Origin of the sequence: Lapidilactobacillus bayanensis (genome assembly GCF_003946695.1) — a bacterium.
In the GTDB taxonomy this organism is placed as follows: Bacteria; Bacillota; Bacilli; order Lactobacillales; family Lactobacillaceae; genus Lapidilactobacillus; species Lapidilactobacillus bayanensis.
The window spans coordinates 61,851-82,788 of record NZ_RHOX01000007.1 but is presented as its reverse complement, the minus strand read 5'-3'; the positions used below and the strand labels follow the sequence as shown (position 1 = coordinate 82,788).

General features: G+C 40.8%; 18 protein-coding genes and 1 other RNA gene. 16 read left to right on the top strand and 3 right to left on the bottom strand.

The genetic code is table 11. The annotated features are described in order from the left end of the window. Positions 1–63: 63 nt before the first annotated feature. Positions 64–825: a helix-turn-helix domain-containing protein gene (locus tag EKM65_RS04050; RefSeq protein WP_125605745.1), complete on the bottom strand. Its 762-nt coding sequence runs from the start codon at positions 823–825 to the stop codon at positions 64–66. 435 nt (positions 826–1,260) lie between these two features. On the opposite strand from EKM65_RS04050, the gene EKM65_RS04045 reads away from it, so the two are divergent. The 3 genes from EKM65_RS04045 to EKM65_RS04035 all read left to right on the top strand — a co-directional run bounded on the left by EKM65_RS04045 (position 1,261) and on the right by EKM65_RS04035 (position 3,408). Further along, the gene (locus tag EKM65_RS04045; RefSeq protein WP_164506808.1) at positions 1,261–1,653 is read left to right on the top strand and encodes a cytidine deaminase family protein; all 393 of its coding nucleotides are present in this window, start codon (positions 1,261–1,263) and stop codon (positions 1,651–1,653) included. Positions 1,654–2,124: 471 nt separating this feature from the next. After that, positions 2,125–2,586: a hypothetical protein gene (locus EKM65_RS04040; RefSeq protein ID WP_125605743.1), complete on the top strand. Its 462-nt coding sequence runs from the start codon at positions 2,125–2,127 to the stop codon at positions 2,584–2,586. A 135-nt stretch (positions 2,587–2,721) separates the two neighbouring features. Further along, a complete protein-coding gene (locus EKM65_RS04035; protein ID WP_125605741.1) occupies positions 2,722–3,408 on the top strand; it encodes a hypothetical protein in 687 nt (228 codons plus the stop codon). A 58-nt stretch (positions 3,409–3,466) separates the two neighbouring features. Here EKM65_RS04035 and EKM65_RS04030 read toward each other — a convergent pair whose 3' ends face one another. Further along, on the bottom strand, positions 3,467–3,790 hold the full coding sequence (locus tag EKM65_RS04030) for a P-loop NTPase family protein (RefSeq protein WP_125605739.1): 324 nt from the start codon (positions 3,788–3,790) through the stop codon (positions 3,467–3,469). Between the two features lie 256 nt (positions 3,791–4,046). Here EKM65_RS04030 and EKM65_RS04025 point away from each other — a divergent pair, with 256 nt between their 5' ends. The 5 genes from EKM65_RS04025 to EKM65_RS04005 all read left to right on the top strand — a co-directional run bounded on the left by EKM65_RS04025 (position 4,047) and on the right by EKM65_RS04005 (position 9,901). Further along, positions 4,047–4,721, top strand: coding sequence for an ABC transporter transmembrane domain-containing protein (locus tag EKM65_RS04025; protein ID WP_125605737.1), 675 nt, complete (start codon positions 4,047–4,049; stop codon positions 4,719–4,721). 33 nt (positions 4,722–4,754) lie between these two features. Beyond that, positions 4,755–5,681 carry an ATP-binding cassette domain-containing protein gene (locus EKM65_RS04020; protein ID WP_125605735.1) on the top strand — a complete coding sequence of 309 codons (927 nt, stop codon included), beginning with the start codon at positions 4,755–4,757 and terminating at the stop codon, positions 5,679–5,681. A 688-nt stretch (positions 5,682–6,369) separates the two neighbouring features. Beyond that, the gene (locus EKM65_RS04015) at positions 6,370–7,131 is read left to right on the top strand and encodes a nucleoside phosphorylase (protein ID WP_125605798.1); all 762 of its coding nucleotides are present in this window, start codon (positions 6,370–6,372) and stop codon (positions 7,129–7,131) included. A 303-nt stretch (positions 7,132–7,434) separates the two neighbouring features. Continuing rightward, positions 7,435–8,010, top strand: coding sequence for a helix-turn-helix transcriptional regulator (locus tag EKM65_RS04010; protein WP_164506807.1), 576 nt, complete (start codon positions 7,435–7,437; stop codon positions 8,008–8,010). 1,264 nt (positions 8,011–9,274) lie between these two features. After that, entirely contained in the window at positions 9,275–9,901 is a 627-nt protein-coding gene (locus tag EKM65_RS04005; RefSeq protein WP_125605731.1) for a class I SAM-dependent methyltransferase, read from the top strand. On the opposite strand, the gene EKM65_RS04000 is transcribed toward EKM65_RS04005, so the two are convergent. Next, on the bottom strand, positions 9,898–10,776 hold the full coding sequence (locus EKM65_RS04000) for a PucR family transcriptional regulator (protein WP_125605729.1): 879 nt from the start codon (positions 10,774–10,776) through the stop codon (positions 9,898–9,900). The two genes, EKM65_RS04005 and EKM65_RS04000, sit on opposite strands and share 4 nt — an antisense overlap. Positions 10,777–10,832: 56 nt before the next feature. On the opposite strand from EKM65_RS04000, the gene tadA reads away from it, so the two are divergent. From tadA to EKM65_RS03960, 8 genes are all read left to right on the top strand, one after another. Further along, the gene (gene tadA, locus EKM65_RS03995; RefSeq protein ID WP_263853607.1) at positions 10,833–11,339 is read left to right on the top strand and encodes a tRNA adenosine(34) deaminase TadA; all 507 of its coding nucleotides are present in this window, start codon (positions 10,833–10,835) and stop codon (positions 11,337–11,339) included. Positions 11,340–11,377: 38 nt separating this feature from the next. After that, an RNA gene (ffs, locus tag EKM65_RS03990) (signal recognition particle sRNA small type) lies at positions 11,378–11,476 on the top strand. Positions 11,477–12,383: 907 nt separating this feature from the next. Beyond that, positions 12,384–12,926, top strand: coding sequence for a bifunctional pyr operon transcriptional regulator/uracil phosphoribosyltransferase PyrR (gene pyrR, locus EKM65_RS03985; RefSeq protein ID WP_125605727.1), 543 nt, complete (start codon positions 12,384–12,386; stop codon positions 12,924–12,926). Positions 12,927–13,074: 148 nt separating this feature from the next. Further along, on the top strand, positions 13,075–14,025 hold the full coding sequence (locus EKM65_RS03980) for an aspartate carbamoyltransferase catalytic subunit (protein WP_125605725.1): 951 nt from the start codon (positions 13,075–13,077) through the stop codon (positions 14,023–14,025). After that, entirely contained in the window at positions 14,022–15,323 is a 1,302-nt protein-coding gene (locus EKM65_RS03975) for a dihydroorotase (protein ID WP_125605723.1), read from the top strand. Before EKM65_RS03980 ends, EKM65_RS03975 begins: the two co-directional genes overlap by 4 nt. A 230-nt stretch (positions 15,324–15,553) precedes the next feature. Then, the gene (locus EKM65_RS03970) at positions 15,554–16,642 is read left to right on the top strand and encodes a carbamoyl phosphate synthase small subunit (protein WP_125605721.1); all 1,089 of its coding nucleotides are present in this window, start codon (positions 15,554–15,556) and stop codon (positions 16,640–16,642) included. A 1-nt stretch (position 16,643) separates the two neighbouring features. Beyond that, the gene (gene carB, locus EKM65_RS03965) at positions 16,644–19,820 is read left to right on the top strand and encodes a carbamoyl-phosphate synthase large subunit (RefSeq protein WP_125605719.1); all 3,177 of its coding nucleotides are present in this window, start codon (positions 16,644–16,646) and stop codon (positions 19,818–19,820) included. Positions 19,821–19,835: 15 nt separating this feature from the next. Next, positions 19,836–20,771, top strand: coding sequence for a dihydroorotate dehydrogenase (locus tag EKM65_RS03960; protein WP_125605717.1), 936 nt, complete (start codon positions 19,836–19,838; stop codon positions 20,769–20,771). The last annotated feature ends 167 nt before the right edge of the window (positions 20,772–20,938 follow it).

Here is a 20,938-nt window from a genome sequence, read left to right as displayed (position 1 = left end):
GGTTTAACGTCTAAATTAAATGTTAAAAATAATAATTGGTTACACCAATAAAATAATGCAGGATTAATCGCTGTTTTTTTGAGTACTTAGTTGTTCATATAGCGGGGTGTCAGTAACTAATAACGTGATGATATTCGATTTATCGACGATCTGTATACCTTGGCGTGACAAAAAGGATGCAAATTGGGGTAAGAACTCTTTTGGTGAAGTATCTAAATTCAGGTCGATAGTTTGATTGTGGTAATTGACGGCGACGTAGAAGTAATCTGGATTGAGATCAAAGGGTGACAATCTCACTTTTGAATTGTAAATAATCTCAAAGGTATCAATTTCAGTATAGGGGATTCGTTGTGGATTTTTTAGTCCAGTAATTAATTCAATTATTTTTAGCAATGGATGATGATCAAATTGATGAATCTCAATAAACTTCTGATCAATAATCCAGTAATCTGAAAAAATAGTCGGTAAGACTAAGACAATGCCAATTAACATGACTAAAATAAAGACCCAGAGTGGTTGATAACCAAAACCAGTTAAAAATAAAGCGATTAAAATCCAGCTAATGAGAAATAGAATCCCTTTTTTATAATTGAAAGTTTTGCCAACAATTCTTGGTTTTTTAAAAAATGGGCTACCTTGAACCAATTCGTCAATTGAAACATTGTATAGGTCGGATAATAAGACAAGGTTGTCAATTGATGGAATAGATTGTCCATTCTCCCATTTAGAAATGGCTTGGGTCGTAATATGTAATTTCTCCGCGATTTGTTCTTGAGTAAAATGATGATTAATTCGATTAGTTTTTAAAATAGTTTGAATAAGCATTTTATTCATCTCCTTGTATTTAACGTACGATTATTTGTTGCTTTTGCCAATCAACTTGTGGTTGATAATGAGAGAAGTAATGCTACAACGGAATTTGCTGCTCTTGAAAATATTAGTCATTCCTTCAAACACAGTATGTCATTGTGAGCATGATGACATACTGTGTTTGTTATTCAAAAATCACTCAGGTATAATTTAGATTAATTGAAGCGACTCAAGAGAAGATTAAAGAGGGCTAAACGAATTATAAACAGGCTTGATGTTTACCAACTTTGAGTCAACGCCGATTGTCATTAAGATGTTGTTGCTGAATTATGGTTATGAAAGAATTTCAGCACTTCAAAATGGGATTTAATTTGGCAACAGAAAAATTAATCGGACATGATGGCATTAAATATGGCAATTATTATACAGATAAGAAATGAGGGTTAGCAAATGGATCAACAATGGGAAGATATGTACGCGGCTGCTAAAAACGTTCAAGGCTTTCATGCAATTTCGGATCACATGGAGGCTGGCGGTGTAGCAGCGGCTGTTTTATCAACAACGGGTCAAATTTATACTGGTGTTTGTATCGATACATCCTGTTCACTAGGTGTTTGTGCGGAGCAAAATGCCTTGATGACGATGATTACTAACGGTGAGTATGAATTTACGCGTGTTCTGGCCGTGATGTCAGATGGCAAAGGTGGTGCTCCTTGTGGTGCTTGTCGGGAATTTATGGTGCAACTTATGGAAAAGCAGTATCAAAAGATTGAAGTATTGATGGATTATGAATCTGGTAAAGTCATGACCATGGGAGAACTCACACCAGAATGGTGGCTGTAAGTTTAAACGCTAATAAAGATTCGCAAGTTTTTGCGGTGAATAACCTGAAATTTGCGGATTTTTCTAATTGGAAGGATTTTATTTTCACACGAAATCAAGTGTGTACTTTCTCGACCAAGTGACTGATTTAAACGAATGGACTCTATGCCGTCTTTAGAAATATTAAATCGATACGCAGCACGAACTTGAGTTAAAACTCAGGTTATTGATTACGTTATAGACTATTACCCGACTTTATCTGAATACCGGACTAAAAGTATTTGATTTGAAAGGTAGTTTTTATTTTAAAGTATTTTGAGCTTTATCAAGACAATTTATTTGACGAGAGACCTTGTAATGCCAATTGCTTTAGTAGAACTAAATTTTTTATTAATCTAATATGGCAAATGGTTATTCTAATCTCTGTACCTAATTTGGTGAAAAAGTTATTAAGAACTTGAAAAGTAGCAAAGAGAATAAGAAGATGATATTATGCTGATTGCATTTGAAGGAATTAATAGTGCCGTGAAAACTTCAATTTTAAAGAGATTACGTGATGAAAAAGATGAAGGGATTTATGCGTACTGCTCTGCGAGTGATAAGTTATTCACGGATAGTCGTGTTACGTTATCAGCTCTCAAAAAGAACAAGATTGTGATACGGGATCATGATATAAATTCAGCACTAGTTGGTCGAAAAGCAGAGTTGACGAACACGGATAGTATTGATGATGATTTTGTTGCAGAAATAAACGAACTATTTCAAACTCCCGATATAACCTTCTACTTTAAAATTTCAACTGAAACATCTAAATACCAGACTAGCAAGTCTTGTTCGGTTACTCCAGAAAGTCGCGCTTTTTTGAAGAAAATCAATGATTATTATTGTGATAAGGCCTCAAAAGACGAAAGTTTCATTGTAATTAATGCTGAACAGCAATTTGATAATGCGTAAGATACTGTTAATTCACGCTTAAAGAAATTCGAGAAAAATAGATTAATTGTTGATACGAACAGAATTGACGAAGTCGTTCGACGAGCTGACAAGATTTATGATAGTACGGATGATAGTGGTATAACAGAAGCAAAAATGGATTTAATAGAGAATCAAATTCCAGCTTGTGTAGAAAAAGGTTCGATTGAACACGCCCGCTTTCTATTTTTTGTAGCTTCTAATGATCACGGACTAAAATCGAGTGCGATGTATAGTAAAGCACTCAATTTATACAATACACATCCAGAATACTTTGTTCCAAATAAGATTGTTACAATGGATGAACAGTCAATTAAACGAGAGATACTTACACCATTAGGATCAAGATATCCAAACGCAATGGCGAAAGCATGGCTGGAAAATAGTAAGGCACTTTGTAAAATATACAAAGGCGAGCCGCTGAATGTATTCAACAGTACGAATGATGCAGTTACATTGTTAAAGAAGATCCAGGCGTTTAAGGGATATGGACCGAAAATTTCGGCAATGCTAGTTAGAGCATGCAGTTCGCTGATTTTTATAAGTCGATTGGAACATTTGGAAAACGTCTTAGTACCTGTTGATGTTCATGATGCCAGGACATTATTCCGTTCGGGGGGACTTTACGCAACTGACTATGAACAAAACTATACTAAATATGTTAGTACCGCTCAACGAGAAATCTTAGAGGCATGCAATCGAAATAAGCTAGAGTGGCCGAAAGTTGATCGTTCACTGTGGCTGTTGGCATCAAACGGATTAATGGATAAATTAAAATTAGACGAAATTAAAAGAGACTTTTAAAATGCTTACCATCTTTTTATCCGCAATTCTGGAGAGGTCAGTTTATATTTACAGATAGTCATGGCCGTTGAACGAACGCGTTGTCCCAGTCTGTATAATAAATAATTTCTTTGTTCAATCTTTTTGCAAATTCAATTTCATTTTGAGTTTGTTTACCAAGATAATGATTGACGTCCACAACTAAAATCGCATCTGCTATTCTGATTCGCTCTCGATGCATTTTTGCAAACTGCGCTCTTTCTGCTTCGGAATAATCATCAAAGTTGGCTTTAGTGGGATAGATAATGCTCAACAAGCAGTTTCCCTGTAGCGTTAATGCTTCAGTGATTCTCATGATTTCATCTTTAAATTTCAAACTGCCACAAACGGCTATAACTTTCATTAACTGATGTCCTTTCTTAATGACTAAATTTACTGTGACCAGTTGTCTTAAATACATTTTAAAAAGCAAACCAACTGGTGCCAAAGTTTTTACGACAATTCCTATTCACGACAAAGTGATCGTAACATGATGATCCACCTATTTCAATTTTTTATAATTTAATGCTAATTTTTATTTAATAATATCTTGTCCATTCATTTACAAAACCGTATACTGAAATAAGTTTAGTTATTCAATTTGGTATCGGGGGAATTTAATGTCATTATGGAAGTGTCTTAAACAAGAGCCAAAGTTAAATTTATTGGTTCTTTTTTGGCAAGTGTTAGGTGCTGCATGCGTCACAATGTATGGCTTGGGAAGTGCGAATATCGTGACTAGTATCGTCAAGTTCGATGCGAAAGCGGTCATCATGTGGTTGATTATTCTAGAGGGCACAAATATTATTTGGGGTATTCAGATCGCGGCCAGCCAAGCTGCACTTGAACGCGCTGTCCAAACGATGGATACGAACATTAGAAACGCGATAACGGCTAATTTGATTAAAACCGATTATCAACAGTTTCATCACACTGACGTTGCCACTTATATTTCGTGGGTGACGAATGATATCAGTACTATTAACGATTATGGTTTTGAAACGCTGGCCTTGGTTATTTCGCAGGCGATAACGATTTTGATGAGTATCGGGGTCATCATTCAATTTCATTATTCGATGATAATTACCATTGGCGTGTTGTTGGTGGTGATGCTTACCGTGCCCAAGTTGTTTACATCTAAAATGAATGCGGTAACGTTGCATTCGACGAAAGTTGCTGAGCATTTCACGGCGAAATTCACGGATATTTTTGCCGGCTTCGATGATTTGATGCAACTTAATCGCAAGAGTGTCATTCAAAAGATCACGAATAAGTCTTCTGAAGATTTAGCGTAGGCGAAGGTTCATCAAGCCAAAGTCAGTGGGTTGATGATGGGGAGTTCTAACTTTATCAGTTTAACGAGCCAGGTAATTGTCATGGGGCACGCGTGTCTTTTGTTCTTCGCGAGACTCGTTCCTGTCGGCGTCATTAATGGGGCCAGATATTTTTCGGCAACAATCTTTGCTAATTTGACCGGTTTAATGGCCAATGTGATTGAGATGAAAACGGTAGAGCCAATTTTTGCCAAGTATACTTTTACAGATCTCCAGCATACAAATTTTGTCAAAACAAGTTTTAATGAGAATATCGCCAGTGAAATTTCATTAGCTAATGTTAGTTTTTCATATGATCATTCAGAACAGCCGATTATTGAGCATTTAACTTATCAATTCGCGACCAATAATAAGTATGCCATTGTTGGGAAGTCCGGTGTTGGCAAAAGTACAATTTTGAACATTTTAACTGGGCGCATCGCTCCGTTAGTCGGTCAAGTTTATCTTAACGGTGTCGCATATTCGAAGCTTGATTCAGCAACTTTAAATGAGAATATTGTTTATATTACTCAAAATCCGCATATTTTTTCGGCCTCGTTAAATTTCAATATTACGCTCGGTGCAGATGAGGATGACGAACTTATGGAACGCGCGTTAAAATTTAGTGGCATTGATGCAACAATGTCGATCTTTGCAGATGGATTGCAGACGATGATCGATCAATCAGGCCGTCATATTTCCGGCGGACAACGAGAACGAATTGCCATTGCCCGCGGTGTTTACCAGAACAAGCGTATTTGGTTAGTCGACGAAGCAACCGCATCTCTAGATCAAAAATCCGCTTATGATATTGAGTCAGCCCTATTAGCAATGACAGATATTACGTTAATTGTCGTCAGCCATCATTTCGCCCGACCAGATTTCTTGGAAACAGTAGATGGCGTTATCGATTTAAATCAGAGCGCGGAGAAGCGCGGGTAGTTAGTGAGGATTAAGTTTCAACCAGTTAAAATCTTGGTTTTAAGATTTAAACTGGTTGAACTTAACCGGAACTAACTGCGCTTCGCAGCACGTTTCAAAATCAGAGCGCGGAGAAGTAACGGGTTGCTGGTATTAATTTAAGTGGAAAGATTGGTGCGTGTCAACACACCAAGATTTTCACTTAAATTACGTACCAGCAGTTACTTCACAGCACGTTTCAAAATCAGAGCGCGAAAGGCAACGGGTTGGCGGTATGAATTTAAACGAGAAGATCAATGCGTGTTAACACAGTGAGATTCACGCTTAAATTCACTGTCGCCAGTTGGCTTAAGCACGTTTTAAATCAGAGCGCGAAGAAAGTCGGGTTGACAATGAGCATTAAGAAAGCAATGAAAAAGTTCGCTCTTTGAACTTATTCATTGCTGGCTTAAGCGGAGTTGTCAGACTTTCGTAGCACGTTTCAAAATCAGAGCGCAAAGGCAACGGGTTGGGTGTTCGTATTTAAACGGGAAGATTGATGCATATCAGTGCAGCAAGATTCACGCTTAAATACGCGACACCCAGTTGGCTTGAGCACATTTTAAATCAGAGCGCAAAAAGCGAACAGAAATCAGAATCATGTCCCGCTGCTATTTTGTATCTCATATATACCCAGCTAAAATTTAAATTGATTGGTAGAGGAAGTCTAATGTTTGAAGAACCCTTTTTTCTAAATTTTGATCGTGACCCTCATGCTGTACTCGAGCCTAATCACGAACGCGCACCGTTTAAGTTTCATTCGAAATTGCTTTATGCGTTTGTTTCTAAAGACAAAATTGACCTTTTTCTTAGTCAGCACGCTCACAAAATCTTGGGCACTTTCGAATCTATTTCTTTTTGTCCTGATGTTTATGAAGTTGAGATTGGTCATGAAAAACTGACCCTTTGTCAAGCTCCTCTCGGTGCGCCTGCAGCAACGCAATTACTTGATTGGTTAATTGCTTACGGTGTTGAAAATGTCTTGGCATTTGGGACTGCCGGTGCTTTAGAGGACCTACCGGAAAACACAATGTTGGTTCCCACTCGTGCCATCAGAGACGAGGGGACGTCATTTCACTATGTCGAACCCGGTAGATTGATTAACCTCGAGTCCGCCTTTTTAACGCGAATTGAAAAGGAAATTGTTAATTTAGGGATGACAAGTGATGAGATCATCACTTGGACGACGGATGGATTTTTCAGAGAGACCTCCGAAAAGGTGACGCAATTTCGCAAATTAGGTGCAGCAACTGTCGAGATGGAATGTGCGGCTTTAGCGGCGTGTGCACAATTTCGTAATGTTGATTTTGCGCAAATTTTATTTACTGCGGATTCACTAGCAAATCTAGAAGATTATGACGAGCGTAACTGGGGCGATGATTCACATCAATTTGGGCTGGAGATTTGTTCACAAATACTAGCAAATATTTAAGCAAATCAATAGCTGATTTCATGATGATTAAACGTCACCGTGAATCAGGCTAAAGAGAAATAGACAGTTTCACCGGTTAATCGTGGTGTTACTTCGGACGTGCAAAAAAGCAGGTCCCTTTTTTTATCATTGTAGCAGTCAACTAAATAGAATGCCGTTAAGATTTTCCGTACGGAGAGGCGCTATAACGGTCATGATCAGATTGTCAAAAACTTTTGACATACTTTTTTGCGCAATGACAACGACATTTGCTAGCGGCTTAATCGAACTTTGACTAAATTGAGATTAAAGGAGATGTTAGAAATGGATCTGAGTTTTCAAATTAAGAAACATCGAGAAGCGCAGCACCTTTCTCAAGAGGATTTATCTGAAAAGATTTTTGTATCGCGGCAAACGATTTCGAATTGGGAAAATGAACGCAGTTACCCTGATGTTCAAAATCTGTTGCTATTAGGTGAAGTCTTTAATGTTTCCTTAGATGAATTAGTTAAAGGAGATGTGAAGATGATGAAACATGAGCTTAATCATGCTGCATTGAAACAGTGGAGTGCGGTGATGTTCGGTGCAATGCTGTCGCTGGCAGTACTAACCATACCTGCTATCTTAATCTTTGATTGGTGGGCTTTGTTGATCATGTTGCCGCTTATTGCTGTTTTGCTGTTCGCGGCATTTAGGATTGAGAATCTCAAGAAGCTGAATGATTTACGAACCTATCAAGAAATTCTTGCTTTTCTAGACAATCAGCAATTACCCGTTGAAGAAAAACAGAATAATAATTCTGCGCGTGGTCAAAAAATATTGTTGGTCATACTTGTGACAGTCGTTTTTATGATGATCACATTTATTTGTGGTTACATTGCACTTAAGTTACTTAGATAATCAGGAGAATCGGGAGCGTCGGGTCTAAAACAATTGAACTTGCAAGCTAGTGCGTTATAAAGATTAGAAAAGCTGCATCACGCTTACTGATTAACAACACAAATCAGTTTGATTTATTTTTTGATCAGACAGCAAGGTGAACACTCGGTTGAGAATGAAAAACTGAATAAATTGGTTGTTGAAGATTAGTAGTGGAAACTAATAATGTTGTGTTAGCGTCAGCCATCAAAGCCAGTTTCAAGGTAAATTCATGCTAAGAAATAAAAATTGAATATGAACAGTTGGAATTGGTAAATCTTAGATTGACTATTTTTTATTAAATTGTATGATGAAGATATGATATTGTGCAAAAAGTCACTCAATTAAGTTACTGCCAGTAAGCAGGTGGGTAGATGCTCAAGTGGATCGCATACATTGGCTATGCCATCGTCATGATAATTGGGTTATCATTGAAACAATTTTGGGCGGGCTTTCCTTTATGGTTGTCCATTTCGATTCCAATCATTGCTTGTCTAATATTATGTTTACCGTACACTGTTGTGATAGTTAAATTCTTTCGTAACTAATTTGATCTTTAATGCGTTCTGAAAGTTTAATCATTGGCAGTAGTAGCTTGAAAAAATAACCGTATAGGGCATTATTGGCCGTGACCGTGACTGTCCAATCACAGAAAGAGGCAACGAAATGAAATTATGGCACGATCTTAGTCCACAACAACAATTGCAACGCTTTAAACGCTTGAGTCCAATATTACTTTTGATTATCGGGTTTGCTTTTTGGAAATTTACACTGAGACCGGCACTGATCATTGCAGCTGTGATAATGGTTTGCTGGCTCTTTGGCTTTCAGTTATATACGTTGCGTGTTAAACATTCGAGGATGATCAAGCGTTAGTGTCAATCATGCTCTATCTGCTGATCAAACAAGAAAAAACCGATTATAACCGCCTTAAAGAAATAGCGAACCTCGATTGTGATGGCACCGGGTCTGTTGATCTTAGTGCCATTTAACGACGATTCAACTCCAGTAGCAATGCTTATCTTCTCAATAATTTTCATAGTGAGACAACCCTAAATGAAGTGGTTGTCTTTTTTGTTGTTAAAAATTTGGTCAGCATTGCGGCATCACTCAACCTAACAATAATTCTTCATAGCAACTGCACACACGATGCGGTAAAATGAAGCAATGGACTTACTACTAGGGACCGCTTTAAATCATGATTTAATGAAATTTGGGAAATTGAGAATAAGTTGGAGCAGATAAAATGGCACATCAATATTTTGAAGATAACGAAGATTTGGCACACGAATTGCAAGAAGTGCAATTAAATTTAGCAGACGCAAGTTTAACATTGACGACAGACAGCGGCGTTTTTTCACGGCAACGGGTTGATTATGGGACGTTGGTTTTATTGAAGGTGATTTTGCCAGTGCTTAAAACAAAGGCTGACCAAAGTTTTTCAATTCTCGACGTAGGCTGTGGCTATGGGCCAATTGGTTTATCTTTGGCAAAGTTATTTCCTAACGCGCAAGTCACCATGGTCGATGTTAACGAGCGGGCGTTAGACTTGGCACGCGACAACGCGGTCAAGAATCAAGTGGCTGATCAAGTGACGGTTAAGGCCAGTGATGCTTATGCAGCTTTGTCGGCTGACGCCAAGTTTGATTTCATCATCACCAATCCACCCATTCGCGCCGGCAAAAAAGTGGTCGCTGAAATTTTATTAGCCAGTCAAAAGTTTTTAAAGGTCGACGGCAGCTTCTTCGCCGTCTTGCAAAAAAAACAGGGTGCACCTTCCGCCAAAAAGAATTTAGCAACGGTGTACCCTAACGTCGAAGTAATCAAACGTGATAAAGGCTATTATATTTTACAGGCACGGTCGCAATTTTAATCGGTAAACGAGGTAATCAGTAAGTAGCACAAGACTAAGTCGTCCATATTTTTCAGATTAAAACCAGTGACTTCCCGGAAACGTTCTAATCGATATTGCAAGGTGTTGCGGTGAATGAAAAGTTGCTTGGCCGCCGAACTTAAATTACCAGCATTCTGATAGACAGCAGTGATAACGTCTTGAATGTCGGTTTCTTGGCGAATTGTCGCGGTTAGCTGTTGCGCCAATGATGATTTACGCAATTGCGGGCGCGCATAATAATCTAAGGCAAGCGATGATAACGTGCTGACTGGTACAGTCGACTTCGCGAAAACAGCTTGTTCTTCATTAAAGATTAGGGGGAGTTGTTGATCGACCGGCCAATAATTGCCTAAGAAAAGTTGCACTTTAACGAAGAAGTCACTTTCAATTGTTTGTAAGATACTCTCCAATTCGGCGCTAGAAAGCGATTGAACGTCCTTTGACTGAACAATGATCAAAGTACTGGCGTTCAAGAAGAAACTCGTGATAATGTGATTAAAGAGGCTTTTAAGCGATTCTGTTAACTCATCAGTGTTGGTTGTGTCATGAAAAGTAAAGTGTGCTTGAATTAAACGGACTTGTTTATCTTGATCATTAGTTTGCGGTGTGTCACTAGTTTGGTGCGTCAAAAAACGATACCAAGGATTAGTAGAACGTTGGTCATCGAAATTCTGATCACTTAATGTTTGTAAAATTGCTAGTTGTTCAGCCGTTAAATCGTTTTTCCGAAAGGTTAGCCACGCGCCAGCAAAAGAGAGAACTTTTTCCTCTGGTGTATCTGTGCTAGGGCCACTGAGCGGTTTTGCATTAGGAAACGCGTTGCGAATCCGCGTTAACAATTCATTGTTATTCATCAAATCACCATCTTTAAATTAAGTTTAACATTTTTCTTGAGAAAGGTCAGTCAAAATTGGCAACACTTGCAGCGCTGACGTCAGCGCAAAAAAAAGAGTACATGGATCAAGCCCTGCAGCAAGCCCAATTGGCCGGAAATATTGGCGAAGTTCCCATTGGTGCTGTGATTGAACGGGATGGTCAAATCATTGCTAGAGCTTACAATTTGCGGGAAACTAGCCAGGATGCTACAGACCATGCAGAATTAATGGCGATTAAAAAAGCTTGTCAGGCTGTCGGTAGTTGGCGGCTAGAACGAGCGCGGTTATTTGTGACCTTAGAACCGTGTCCAATGTGTGCAGGTGCAATTATTAATAGTCGAATTGCTGAAGTTTATTATGCTGCATCAGATCCAAAGGCAGGAGCCGCGGGTAGTTTAGTCGATTTGTTGTCAGATAAACGGTTTAATCATCAACCGCGAGTATTTGCCCATATTAATGAAACTGAGTCAAAGCAAATGCTACAAGACTTCTTCCGGCAAATTCGTGCCAGCCAGAAGGCACGCAAAAAACTAAAGAAATAACTAGCTTTTTTAGTTAAAGTTTTGTACAATGATAAGTGCCGAAAGGCTAGGGCAATGATCCGCTCTCGAATTGTGTCAGATCCGGAAGGAAGCAGCACTAAGGTTGTTGGATCATGTGCCTTATTTTTTTTGCCCAAAATTATGATGCGTGTCTCAACTGATAGTGACTCAAGATTTTGCACTAAAACTGTGTTGAGGTTCTTCGCGCCTGCACAAAGGTTGCATACAGAACGTGCAAGGTGACGCGGTGGAAAATAAATACTTGTTGCTGGAACGTAGTGAGCGTTGCTAATTAAAACAGTCGAAACTAAAATTGTTGTATTATGCTTCTTCGCGCTTACGCAAAGGTTGCTAATAAAACGTGGCGAGTACCGTGAGGGAAAATAAATACTTTCGCTGGAACGTGGTGGACACTGCTTGAAGCCAATTTTTCCAAAATTGTCTCCAAGACAGGTCTTGTTGTAACAGCTAAAGCTGCAACAACAATCTCACCACTGAGCGGTATTTATTTTCCCTCACTAGACAAGCAAGATGGCAACCTTTGCGCAAGCGCTGAATTGACGAGTGACTAGAACACTTCAAATTTTTAGAAGTATAAATTAGAAGTTTAGTTGCACTAACGCTCTTTCGTCAGTGCCGGAGGGAAATCGCGGTCAGCCGCGGAATTCTTGTTAATGGTTTACCATTTACAAGAAAGCTTGAGTTTGAGACGAATTGGGCTTGATTTGGCTCAAACCAATGCTCGCAGCGTTCCACCAGCGTATTTCCCGTAGGCACGAAGAACCGCAACAATAATAGTTCTAGAACTTAGTATTTTTCGCGGTGTATCGAACTAACTGTTAGCATTATCCAAGCAAAGTTTGCGTTTACACTTGACATGCTGACAAGATTCCACTAGACTTAGGGACAAGTTAAGAGATACCTTTAACTTAGTCCCGTGAGGCTAGTAAGGATGGATCAAGAATTAATGGCCGTTCTGTAGCTTTTCATTGGAAAAGACAGAGCTTTTTTTATACCTAAAAGTTTGGGAGAAAGTGTGGTTTAATGGCTAGAGAAATTTTAGATGCAATGACGATGCGGCGCGTTTTAACGCGGATCACTTACGAAATCATCGAGCAAAATAAAGGTGTCGACAATCTGGTTTTCGTTGGGATTAAAACGCGGGGGATTTATCTTGCCCAGAGATTAGCAACACGTCTTGAACAGTTGGAAGATATTAAAGTACCAGTTGGCAGCTTAGATATTACATTGTATCGTGATGATTATCATGCTGTTGGTGTGGCCAATGATCCAGACGTCAAAGCGGCTGATATTCCTGTTGATATTACTGGTAAACATATCATTTTGATTGATGACGTTTTATTTACCGGTCGAACTGTTCGAGCTGCATTGGATGCGCTAATGGATTTTGGTCGTCCTGCTAAGATTTCGCTTGCTGTTTTAGTGGACCGCGGTCATCGCGAATTACCTATTCGTCCAGACTTTATTGGTAAGAATATTCCGACTTCATTGGATGAACAAATTCACGTTGAAGTCAGTGAAGTCGATGGCGTTGATAGCGTCACGATTGATAAACTACCTGAATAAATTTAATTATTAGAACTAATTAATTGTTTCCAGAGAGGAACAGATTAGGTTGTCATTGGCGTACTAAAAACACCTAGCCTCTTTGGATGCAATTTACTTGCAAACAAGTGGTTAGGTGTTTTTTTCGTATCATGAAGGGGTGTTGGAAATGGTCAGAAATAATAGTCATCATGATTTAGTCAGTGTTCAGCAATTAGATGCAGCCGCCGTGTTACATAAGATTAAATTAGCCACGGCTTTTCAAAATGGGTTACAAATTCAATTAAAGCGGCCTGTGTATGCTATGAATTTGTTTTTCGAAAATAGTACGCGCACGCACACTAGCTTTGAAATGGCTGAACAACGGTTAGGATTAGGCGTGATTTCGTTTCAACCAAGTAGTAGCTCTATGACTAAAGGCGAGAGTTTACTTGATACCTTGAAAACAATTCAAGCCATCGGCGTCGATCTCGCCGTTGTTCGTCATCAACAGAATGCTTACTATACACCAATTTTAGCCGCAGATTTGGATTTGAGTTTAATTAACGCTGGTGATGGTTCCGGCGAACATCCTTCGCAATCATTACTAGATATGATGACGATTTATCAAGAGTTCGGTCATTTTGCCGGTCTAAAAGTGGGAATTATTGGTGACATCGCCCATTCACGCGTTGCACGCTCCAACGCGGAACTTTTAACGCAATTGGATGCGCAAGTTGCTTTTGCCGGGCCAGAATCTTGGTTTCCCAATGAATTTAATGAGTTTGGTCCTCACGTTACCGTAGATCAATTGGTGATGGACGCTGATGTGATCATGTTATTACGAGTCCAACACGAGCGTTTGAGTGAAACTGCGGAAGATGGTTTTGATACGGTTGAATATCATCAAGCTTTTGGATTGACTAAGGAACGGATTGCACGTTTGCAACCACAGGCGATTATCATGCATCCGGGCCCCGTGAATCGCGGTGTGGAGATTGACAGCGATTTGGTTGAGAGTAAACATTCACGGATTTTTAAACAAATGACGAACGGCATGCTGATGCGGATGGCGATTATAACAGATATTTTAGCAGCCCGGCAATTAATTACGCCCTTTGAGTTAGGAGGATCAAAATGAAGACATTATTGATAAACGGTTATGTTGCGTTACCAACAGAAGTTATTCAAGCAGATGTTTTGTTGGATGCTGGCAAAATTAGCACGATTGGGCAGAACTTACAAGATCAAATCAATGGGGCTGATCAAGTCATCGATTTAGCCGGTCAAGTCTTAGCGCCGGGCTTGATTGATCTTCATGTTCATTTTCGCCAACCGGGTTTTACGGATAAGGAGACGGTCAGAACAGGAAGTTTAGCCGCTGCCCATGGTGGTTTTACGACAGTGTGTGCCATGCCTAATCTTGAACCAGTACCAGATAATGTTGAACAATTCAAAAAGATGCTGGTTTTAAATCATGACGATGGTGTCGTCCACATTAAGCAATACGCCACGATTACCATGAACCGTGTTGCAGGTCAGTTAGTTGATTTTCAAGAATTAAAAAACGCCGGTGCCTTCGGGTTTAGTAACGATGGTTCTGGCATTCAAACGGCTAAAGAAATGTATGATGCGATGCAAGCTGCTCAAGCTGTTGCTTTGCCAATTTGTGCTCATGTTGAAGATGCCGCTTTAAAAGGAAACGGCGTCATGAATGCTGGCCCAGTCGCAGATAAATTAGGATTACCTGGCATTCCGACGATTAGCGAAACAGCGCAATTAGCGCGCGATTTAGTTTTAGCAGCCGAGACTGGTGTTCATTATCACGTCTGCCATGTTTCAACCGCTCAGAGTGTTGACTTGATTCGCCGAGCAAAAGCGGCCGGTGTTCGAGTGACTGCCGAAGTTAGTCCTCATCATTTATTCTTAGATGAAACGATGATTACTTACGATAATCCGATGCTGAAGATGAACCCACCGTTGCGTCGTCCTGAAGATCGGCAAGCACTTTTGAATGGCTTGTTAGATGGCACGATTGATTTAATTGCCACTGATCACGCGCCGCATACAGCCGCAGAAAAGACCGGTTCCATGTTAACTGCTGCTTTTGGCATTACAGGATTAGAAACTTCTTTTGCAGAATGCTACACCCATTTGGTACGGCCGGGAATTTGTACGTTAACGCAACTGTTACAGTGGATGAGTTTGAAGCCGGCGCAACTTTTTAATTTACAAGGCGCCGGTAAAATTGCCGTTGGCCAGACAGCAGATTTGGTGATTTTGAACTTAGCGCAGCCGTACGAAATTAAAGTTGAAGATATGCAATCAAAAGGCAAAAATTCACCATTTATTGGCGAACAAGTTTACGGACAAGTCGTCATGACAATAGTTGCCGGCAAAATCGTATATCAACAGCACCAAGCTTCAACAACGAGATAGGGCCATGCTTCAACTAGGCGTACTTCGCCTAAGTTGAATGGACACCGCCACGAATATCGGAGGTTTCTTGGCGGGTTTTGCTAAGAAACTATCATAAACGTGAGATAGGGCCATGTTTCAACTAGGCGAACTTCGCCTAAGTTGAATGGACACCGCCACGAACATCAGGAGGTTTCTTAGCGGGCTTTAGCTAAGAAACCATCATTAAACGTGAGATAGGAGCAAAGAGCATGAAGCGATATTTAGTCTTAGATGATGGTCAACAATACGCAGGTGAGGCTTTTGGCGCGGATGTGGCTGCCGTCGGTGAATTGGTATTCAACACGGGCATGTCTGGTTATCAAGAATCAATTAGTGATCAATCATACAACGGTGAAATCTTAATGTTCACTTACCCGTTGATTGGAAATTATGGCATCAACCGTGATGACAGTGAATCCATTAAACCAACTTGTAAAGGGGTTGTCGTTCATGAATTGGCTCGTCGCACCGGTAATTGGCGGACGGACTTATCGTTAGACGATTATTTAAAAAACGAAGGTATTCCTGGAATTAGTGGTATTGATACGCGCGCAGTTACGAAACACATCCGTGAAAAAGGGACAATGAAAGCGACGCTGGTTGATCAAGCAACTGCGGAAACGGTAGCCAAGTTACAAACAACAATTTTGCCGATTAATCAGGTTGCAACGAGCACAACGCAAACACCTTATCCCAGTCCAGCGATGGGCCGCAGAATTGTCGTAATCGATTTTGGTTTGAAACATTCGATTTTGCGTGAACTAGGTCAGCGTCAATGTAACGTGACGGTTTTACCGGCAACAGCAACAGCCACCGAAGTTTTAGGATTATTTCCTGATGGGGTGTTGTTGTCTAACGGTCCTGGGGATCCTAAAGATGTACCCGCAGCCTTGCCGATGATTCGCGAAGTTGAACGAGTTGTGCCAGTTTTTGGAATTTGTTTGGGGCATCAATTGTTCGCGCTGGCTAATGGTGCCGACACATTCAAAATGAAATTTGGTCATCGGGGATTCAACCATCCTGTTCGCGAAATTGCCACTGGTCGGATTGATTTCACCTCACAAAATCACGGCTATGCGGTTGACCGAGAATCGTTAAATAATACTGACCTGTTAGTAACACACGAAGAAATTAACGATCAAACGGTTGAGGGCTTACGGCATCGCCAATATCCAGCTTTCTCAGTTCAATATCATCCTGACGCGGCACCTGGTCCTCATGATGCAGCCCACTTGTTCGATGAATTCATGGATCTGATTGATGTTCACAAATCCGCAACTAAAGGAGCGCTAAATTAACATGCCTAAACGAACAGATATCAAAAAAATTATGGTGATTGGTTCCGGCCCAATTATTATTGGCCAAGCTGCCGAGTTCGACTATTCTGGTACTCAGGCTTGTTTAGCCCTTAAAGAATTGGGGTATCAAGTGGTGTTGGTTAATTCTAATCCAGCGACGATTATGACCGATCAAGAAATTGCAGATAAGGTCTACATTGAACCGATTACGTTACAATTTGTTGCTCAGATTTTGCGCAAAGAATTACCGGATGCGATTTTGCCAACGTTGGGTGGGCAACAGGGCTTAAACATGGCCATGGCATTAAACGAGTCCGGCATTCTGGACGAATTGCAGATTGAACTGTTAGGTACTAAGTTAACGGCGATTGATCAAGCCGAAGATCGCGAGAAATTCTGCATATTAATGAATGAATTAGGTGAACCAGTTCCTGAGTCGGCAATTGCGCATACCGTTGCCGATGCCTTGGAATTTGCCAACCAAACAGGTTATCCAGTCATTGTGCGCCCGGCGTTTACTATGGGTGGTACTGGTGGCGGCATTGCGAATAATGAAGCTGAGTTAGTTGGAATTTCTGAAAACGGGTTAAGCTTGTCGCCAGTCACTCAAGTTTTGATCGAACAGAGTATTGCCGGCTATAAGGAAATCGAATTTGAAGTGATGCGTGACGCGGCTGACAATGCCATGGTTGTTTGTAACATGGAAAACTTCGATCCGGTTGGTATTCACACTGGCGATTCAATTGTTTACGCACCAGTACAAACTTTATCAGATCGTGAAGTACAAATGCTCCGCGATTCCTCTTTGAAGATTATTCGGGCTTTAAAAATTGAAGGTGGTTGTAATGTTCAATTGGCGCTAAATCCGGATAGTTATCAATATTACATCATTGAAGTCAACCCGCGCGTTAGCCGTTCTAGTGCCTTAGCCTCTAAAGCAACAGGCTATCCAATCGCCAAAATGGCAGCAAAGATTGCGGTCGGGTTAACACTTGATGAAATTAAAAATCCCGTCACCCAAACAACCTATGCAGAATTCGAACCGGCTTTAGATTATGTCGTTTGTAAAATTCCGCGGTGGCCTTTTGATAAATTTAGTCATGCTGATCGTCGATTAGGTACGCAAATGAAAGCCACTGGTGAAGTAATGGCGATTGGTCGTAACATTGAAGAAGCAACGTTTAAAGCTGTTCGTTCGTTAGAGATTGGGTTAGTTGGCTTGGACAAACCGGAATTGCATGACATTTCTGAGGAACAATTAAGTCGTGGCTTGATTCAGGCGCAAGATGACCGGCTATTTTATATTGCGGAAGCTTTACGACGTGGCTATGTAATTGAGGAAATTAGTGAATTAACGAAGATTAATTTGTTTTTCTTAGATAAGTTATGGCACATCATCGAATTGGAACAATCATTAAGGAATAATCCGCGAGATTTAAACACGCTAATTACGGCTAAAAAAAATGGCTATCCTGATGCGGTGGTTGCAAAGTTATGGCAGATGACAGCTGATCAAGTGCGACAATTCCGGCAAGATCATCAGCTCTTACCTGTTTACAAGATGGTCGATACTTGTGCGGCAGAGTTCGCGTCCACGACGCCGTATTTTTATGGGACTTATGAGCAAGAAAACGAAAGTAGCGTTTCTGATAAACCATCAATTTTAGTAATTGGTTCTGGACCAATTCGAATTGGTCAGGGGGTGGAGTTTGACTATGCCACCGTCCACTCAGTTAAGGCCATTCAAAAAGCTGGCTATGAAGCGATTATTATGAATAGTAATCCAGAAACGGTCTCAACGGATTTTTCTGTTTCTGATAAATTATACTTCGAGCCGCTAATGTTGGAAGATGTGCTCAACGTTGTTGATTTGGAACATCCAGAAGGGGTGATCGTCCAATTCGGTGGCCAAACGGCGATTAATTTAGCTGCACCATTGGCGGCACGGGGAATTAAAATTTTGGGAACTAGTGTTGAGGACATTAATCGTGCCGAAGATCGTGATGAATTCGATCAAGTGATTAAACAAGCACAGATTCTCCAACCAAATGGTGGTACAGCGACTGATGCCGCTGGCGCGTTGGCGATTGCTGCCGAAATTGGCTACCCAGTTTTGGTGCGCCCAAGTTATGTTTTAGGCGGTCGAGCGATGGAAATTGTTAAACGAGCCAGTGACTTAGACTACTACATGCACAACGCGGTTCAGGTTTCGCAGGATCATCCTGTCTTAGTCGATCAATATTTAGTCGGTAAAGAATGTGAAGTTGATGCAATTTGTGACGGCGAAACAGTTTTGATTCCCGGTATTATGGAACATATTGAACGCGCTGGGGTACATTCTGGTGATTCGATGGCAGTTTATCCGCCACAATCTTTATCAACAAGTGTTCAGGAACAAATTGTTAAGTACACGCAACAGTTAGCTCAGGAGCTGAACTGTATCGGGATGATGAATATTCAATTTGTTATTCATGATGACCAAGTTTATGTGATTGAAGTTAATCCCCGTGCCAGCCGAACGGTCCCATTTTTAAGCAAGGTAACCGATATTCCAATGGCTCAAGTTGCGACTAAAGCAATTTTAGGCATTTCGTTAGCAGATCAAGGCTATCAAACCGGCTTAGTCCAACCGGGAGCAATGGTGCATGTGAAGGCGCCTGTTTTTTCCTTTTCAAAATTAGCTGATGTGGATAGTTTGTTAGGGCCAGAAATGAAATCAACTGGTGAAGTCATGGGTAGTGATACGAATATGGCTAAGGCACTTTATAAAGCGTTCGAGGCAGCCAAAACTCATGTACCAACGCATGGCACTGTTCTCTTTACGGTTAAAAACAGCGATAAAGCCGAAGCACTCGATCTGGGCCGACGTTTCCGAGAATTAGGTTATCAGATTATTGCGACGAGTGGCACCGCTCAATATTTCCAAGCTCATCAAGTGCGGGTTACTGAAGTGGGCCGAATTGATCATGAAGATGGCATTCTGGAACAAATTGCTGCTGGCAAGATTCAATTAGTTGTTAATACAATTTCAGATGAGCATCAAAGTTTAGCCGATGGTGCTGTGATTCGTAACGCGGCAATTATGCACGGCTTACCATTGTTCACATCGTTAGATACTGTCGCAGCAATTTTACAAGTTCTTGAAGCGCAATCCTTTGTTACTCAAAATTTAGTTTAGAAGAGGTTAGTGGTCATGACAGACTTATCTGTGCAATTACCGGGAATTACCTTGAAAAATCCAATTATGCCAGCCAGTGGCACAGCCGCTTATGGTCAAGCAATGGCTCAGAAATTAGATTTAGGCGCATTAGGTGCGTTAGTTATCAAATCTACCACGCTCGAGCCACGTCAAGGTAATGCCTGGCCCACAACGGCGCAAACGACTGGCGGCTGGCTAAATGCTGTCGGTCTGAAAAACCCTGGTATTGAAACTGTCCTTAATGAAAAATTACCTTGGTTAGCAGCTAACTATCCGGATTTACCGATTATTGGGAGCATTGCTGGTGCCAGTGAGGAAGATTATGTGACTGTTGCTCAAAAAATGGCCAGTGCACCTAATGTGGCTTTTTTGGAAGTCAATATTTCTTGTCCCAATGTCTCTCAAGGCGGTTTAGCTTTTGGAACGGATCCAGCAGTAGTTGAGCGATTAACGCATAAAATAAAATTAGCAGTTAATAAACCGGTCTTGATGAAGTTAACGCCTAATGTTACCGACGTGACGGTGATTGCTGCTGCAGCAGAACGTGGCGGTGCTGATGGTTTCACGATGATTAACACGCTGACTGGCTTAAGTTTTGACTTAAAAACACGGCAACCATTATTAGCACACGGTACTGGTGGTTTGTCAGGGACAGCGTTGCATCCAGTCGCTATTCGGATGATTCGTCAGGTTCGTCGACAGTCGCGTTTGCCGATTATTGGTGTCGGTGGTAATTTTACGGCAGAAGATGTTTTGGAAATGTTAATTGCTGGCGCGAATGCTGTTCAAATCGGAGCGGCTAATTATGGTTGCCCCACAGCCTGCACCGATATTATTGCCGCCTTACCAGCTGCCATGACTAAATATGGTATTACTAGCTTGCAGGAATTAGTTGACGAGACTTTGGCAACGGTCGGGCCCAAGCAATAACTAAGTAAGTCTTAGAACTGTGATGTCGTGGTTCTCCGTACCTGCGGAAAATATGTCGGTGAAATATTGCGAGCGTCATTAAAATGACAAACCCTAGAACTGTTATGTTGTGCTTCTTCGTGCCTACGAGAAATACGCGGTGGAACGCTGTGGGCATTGATTGGAGC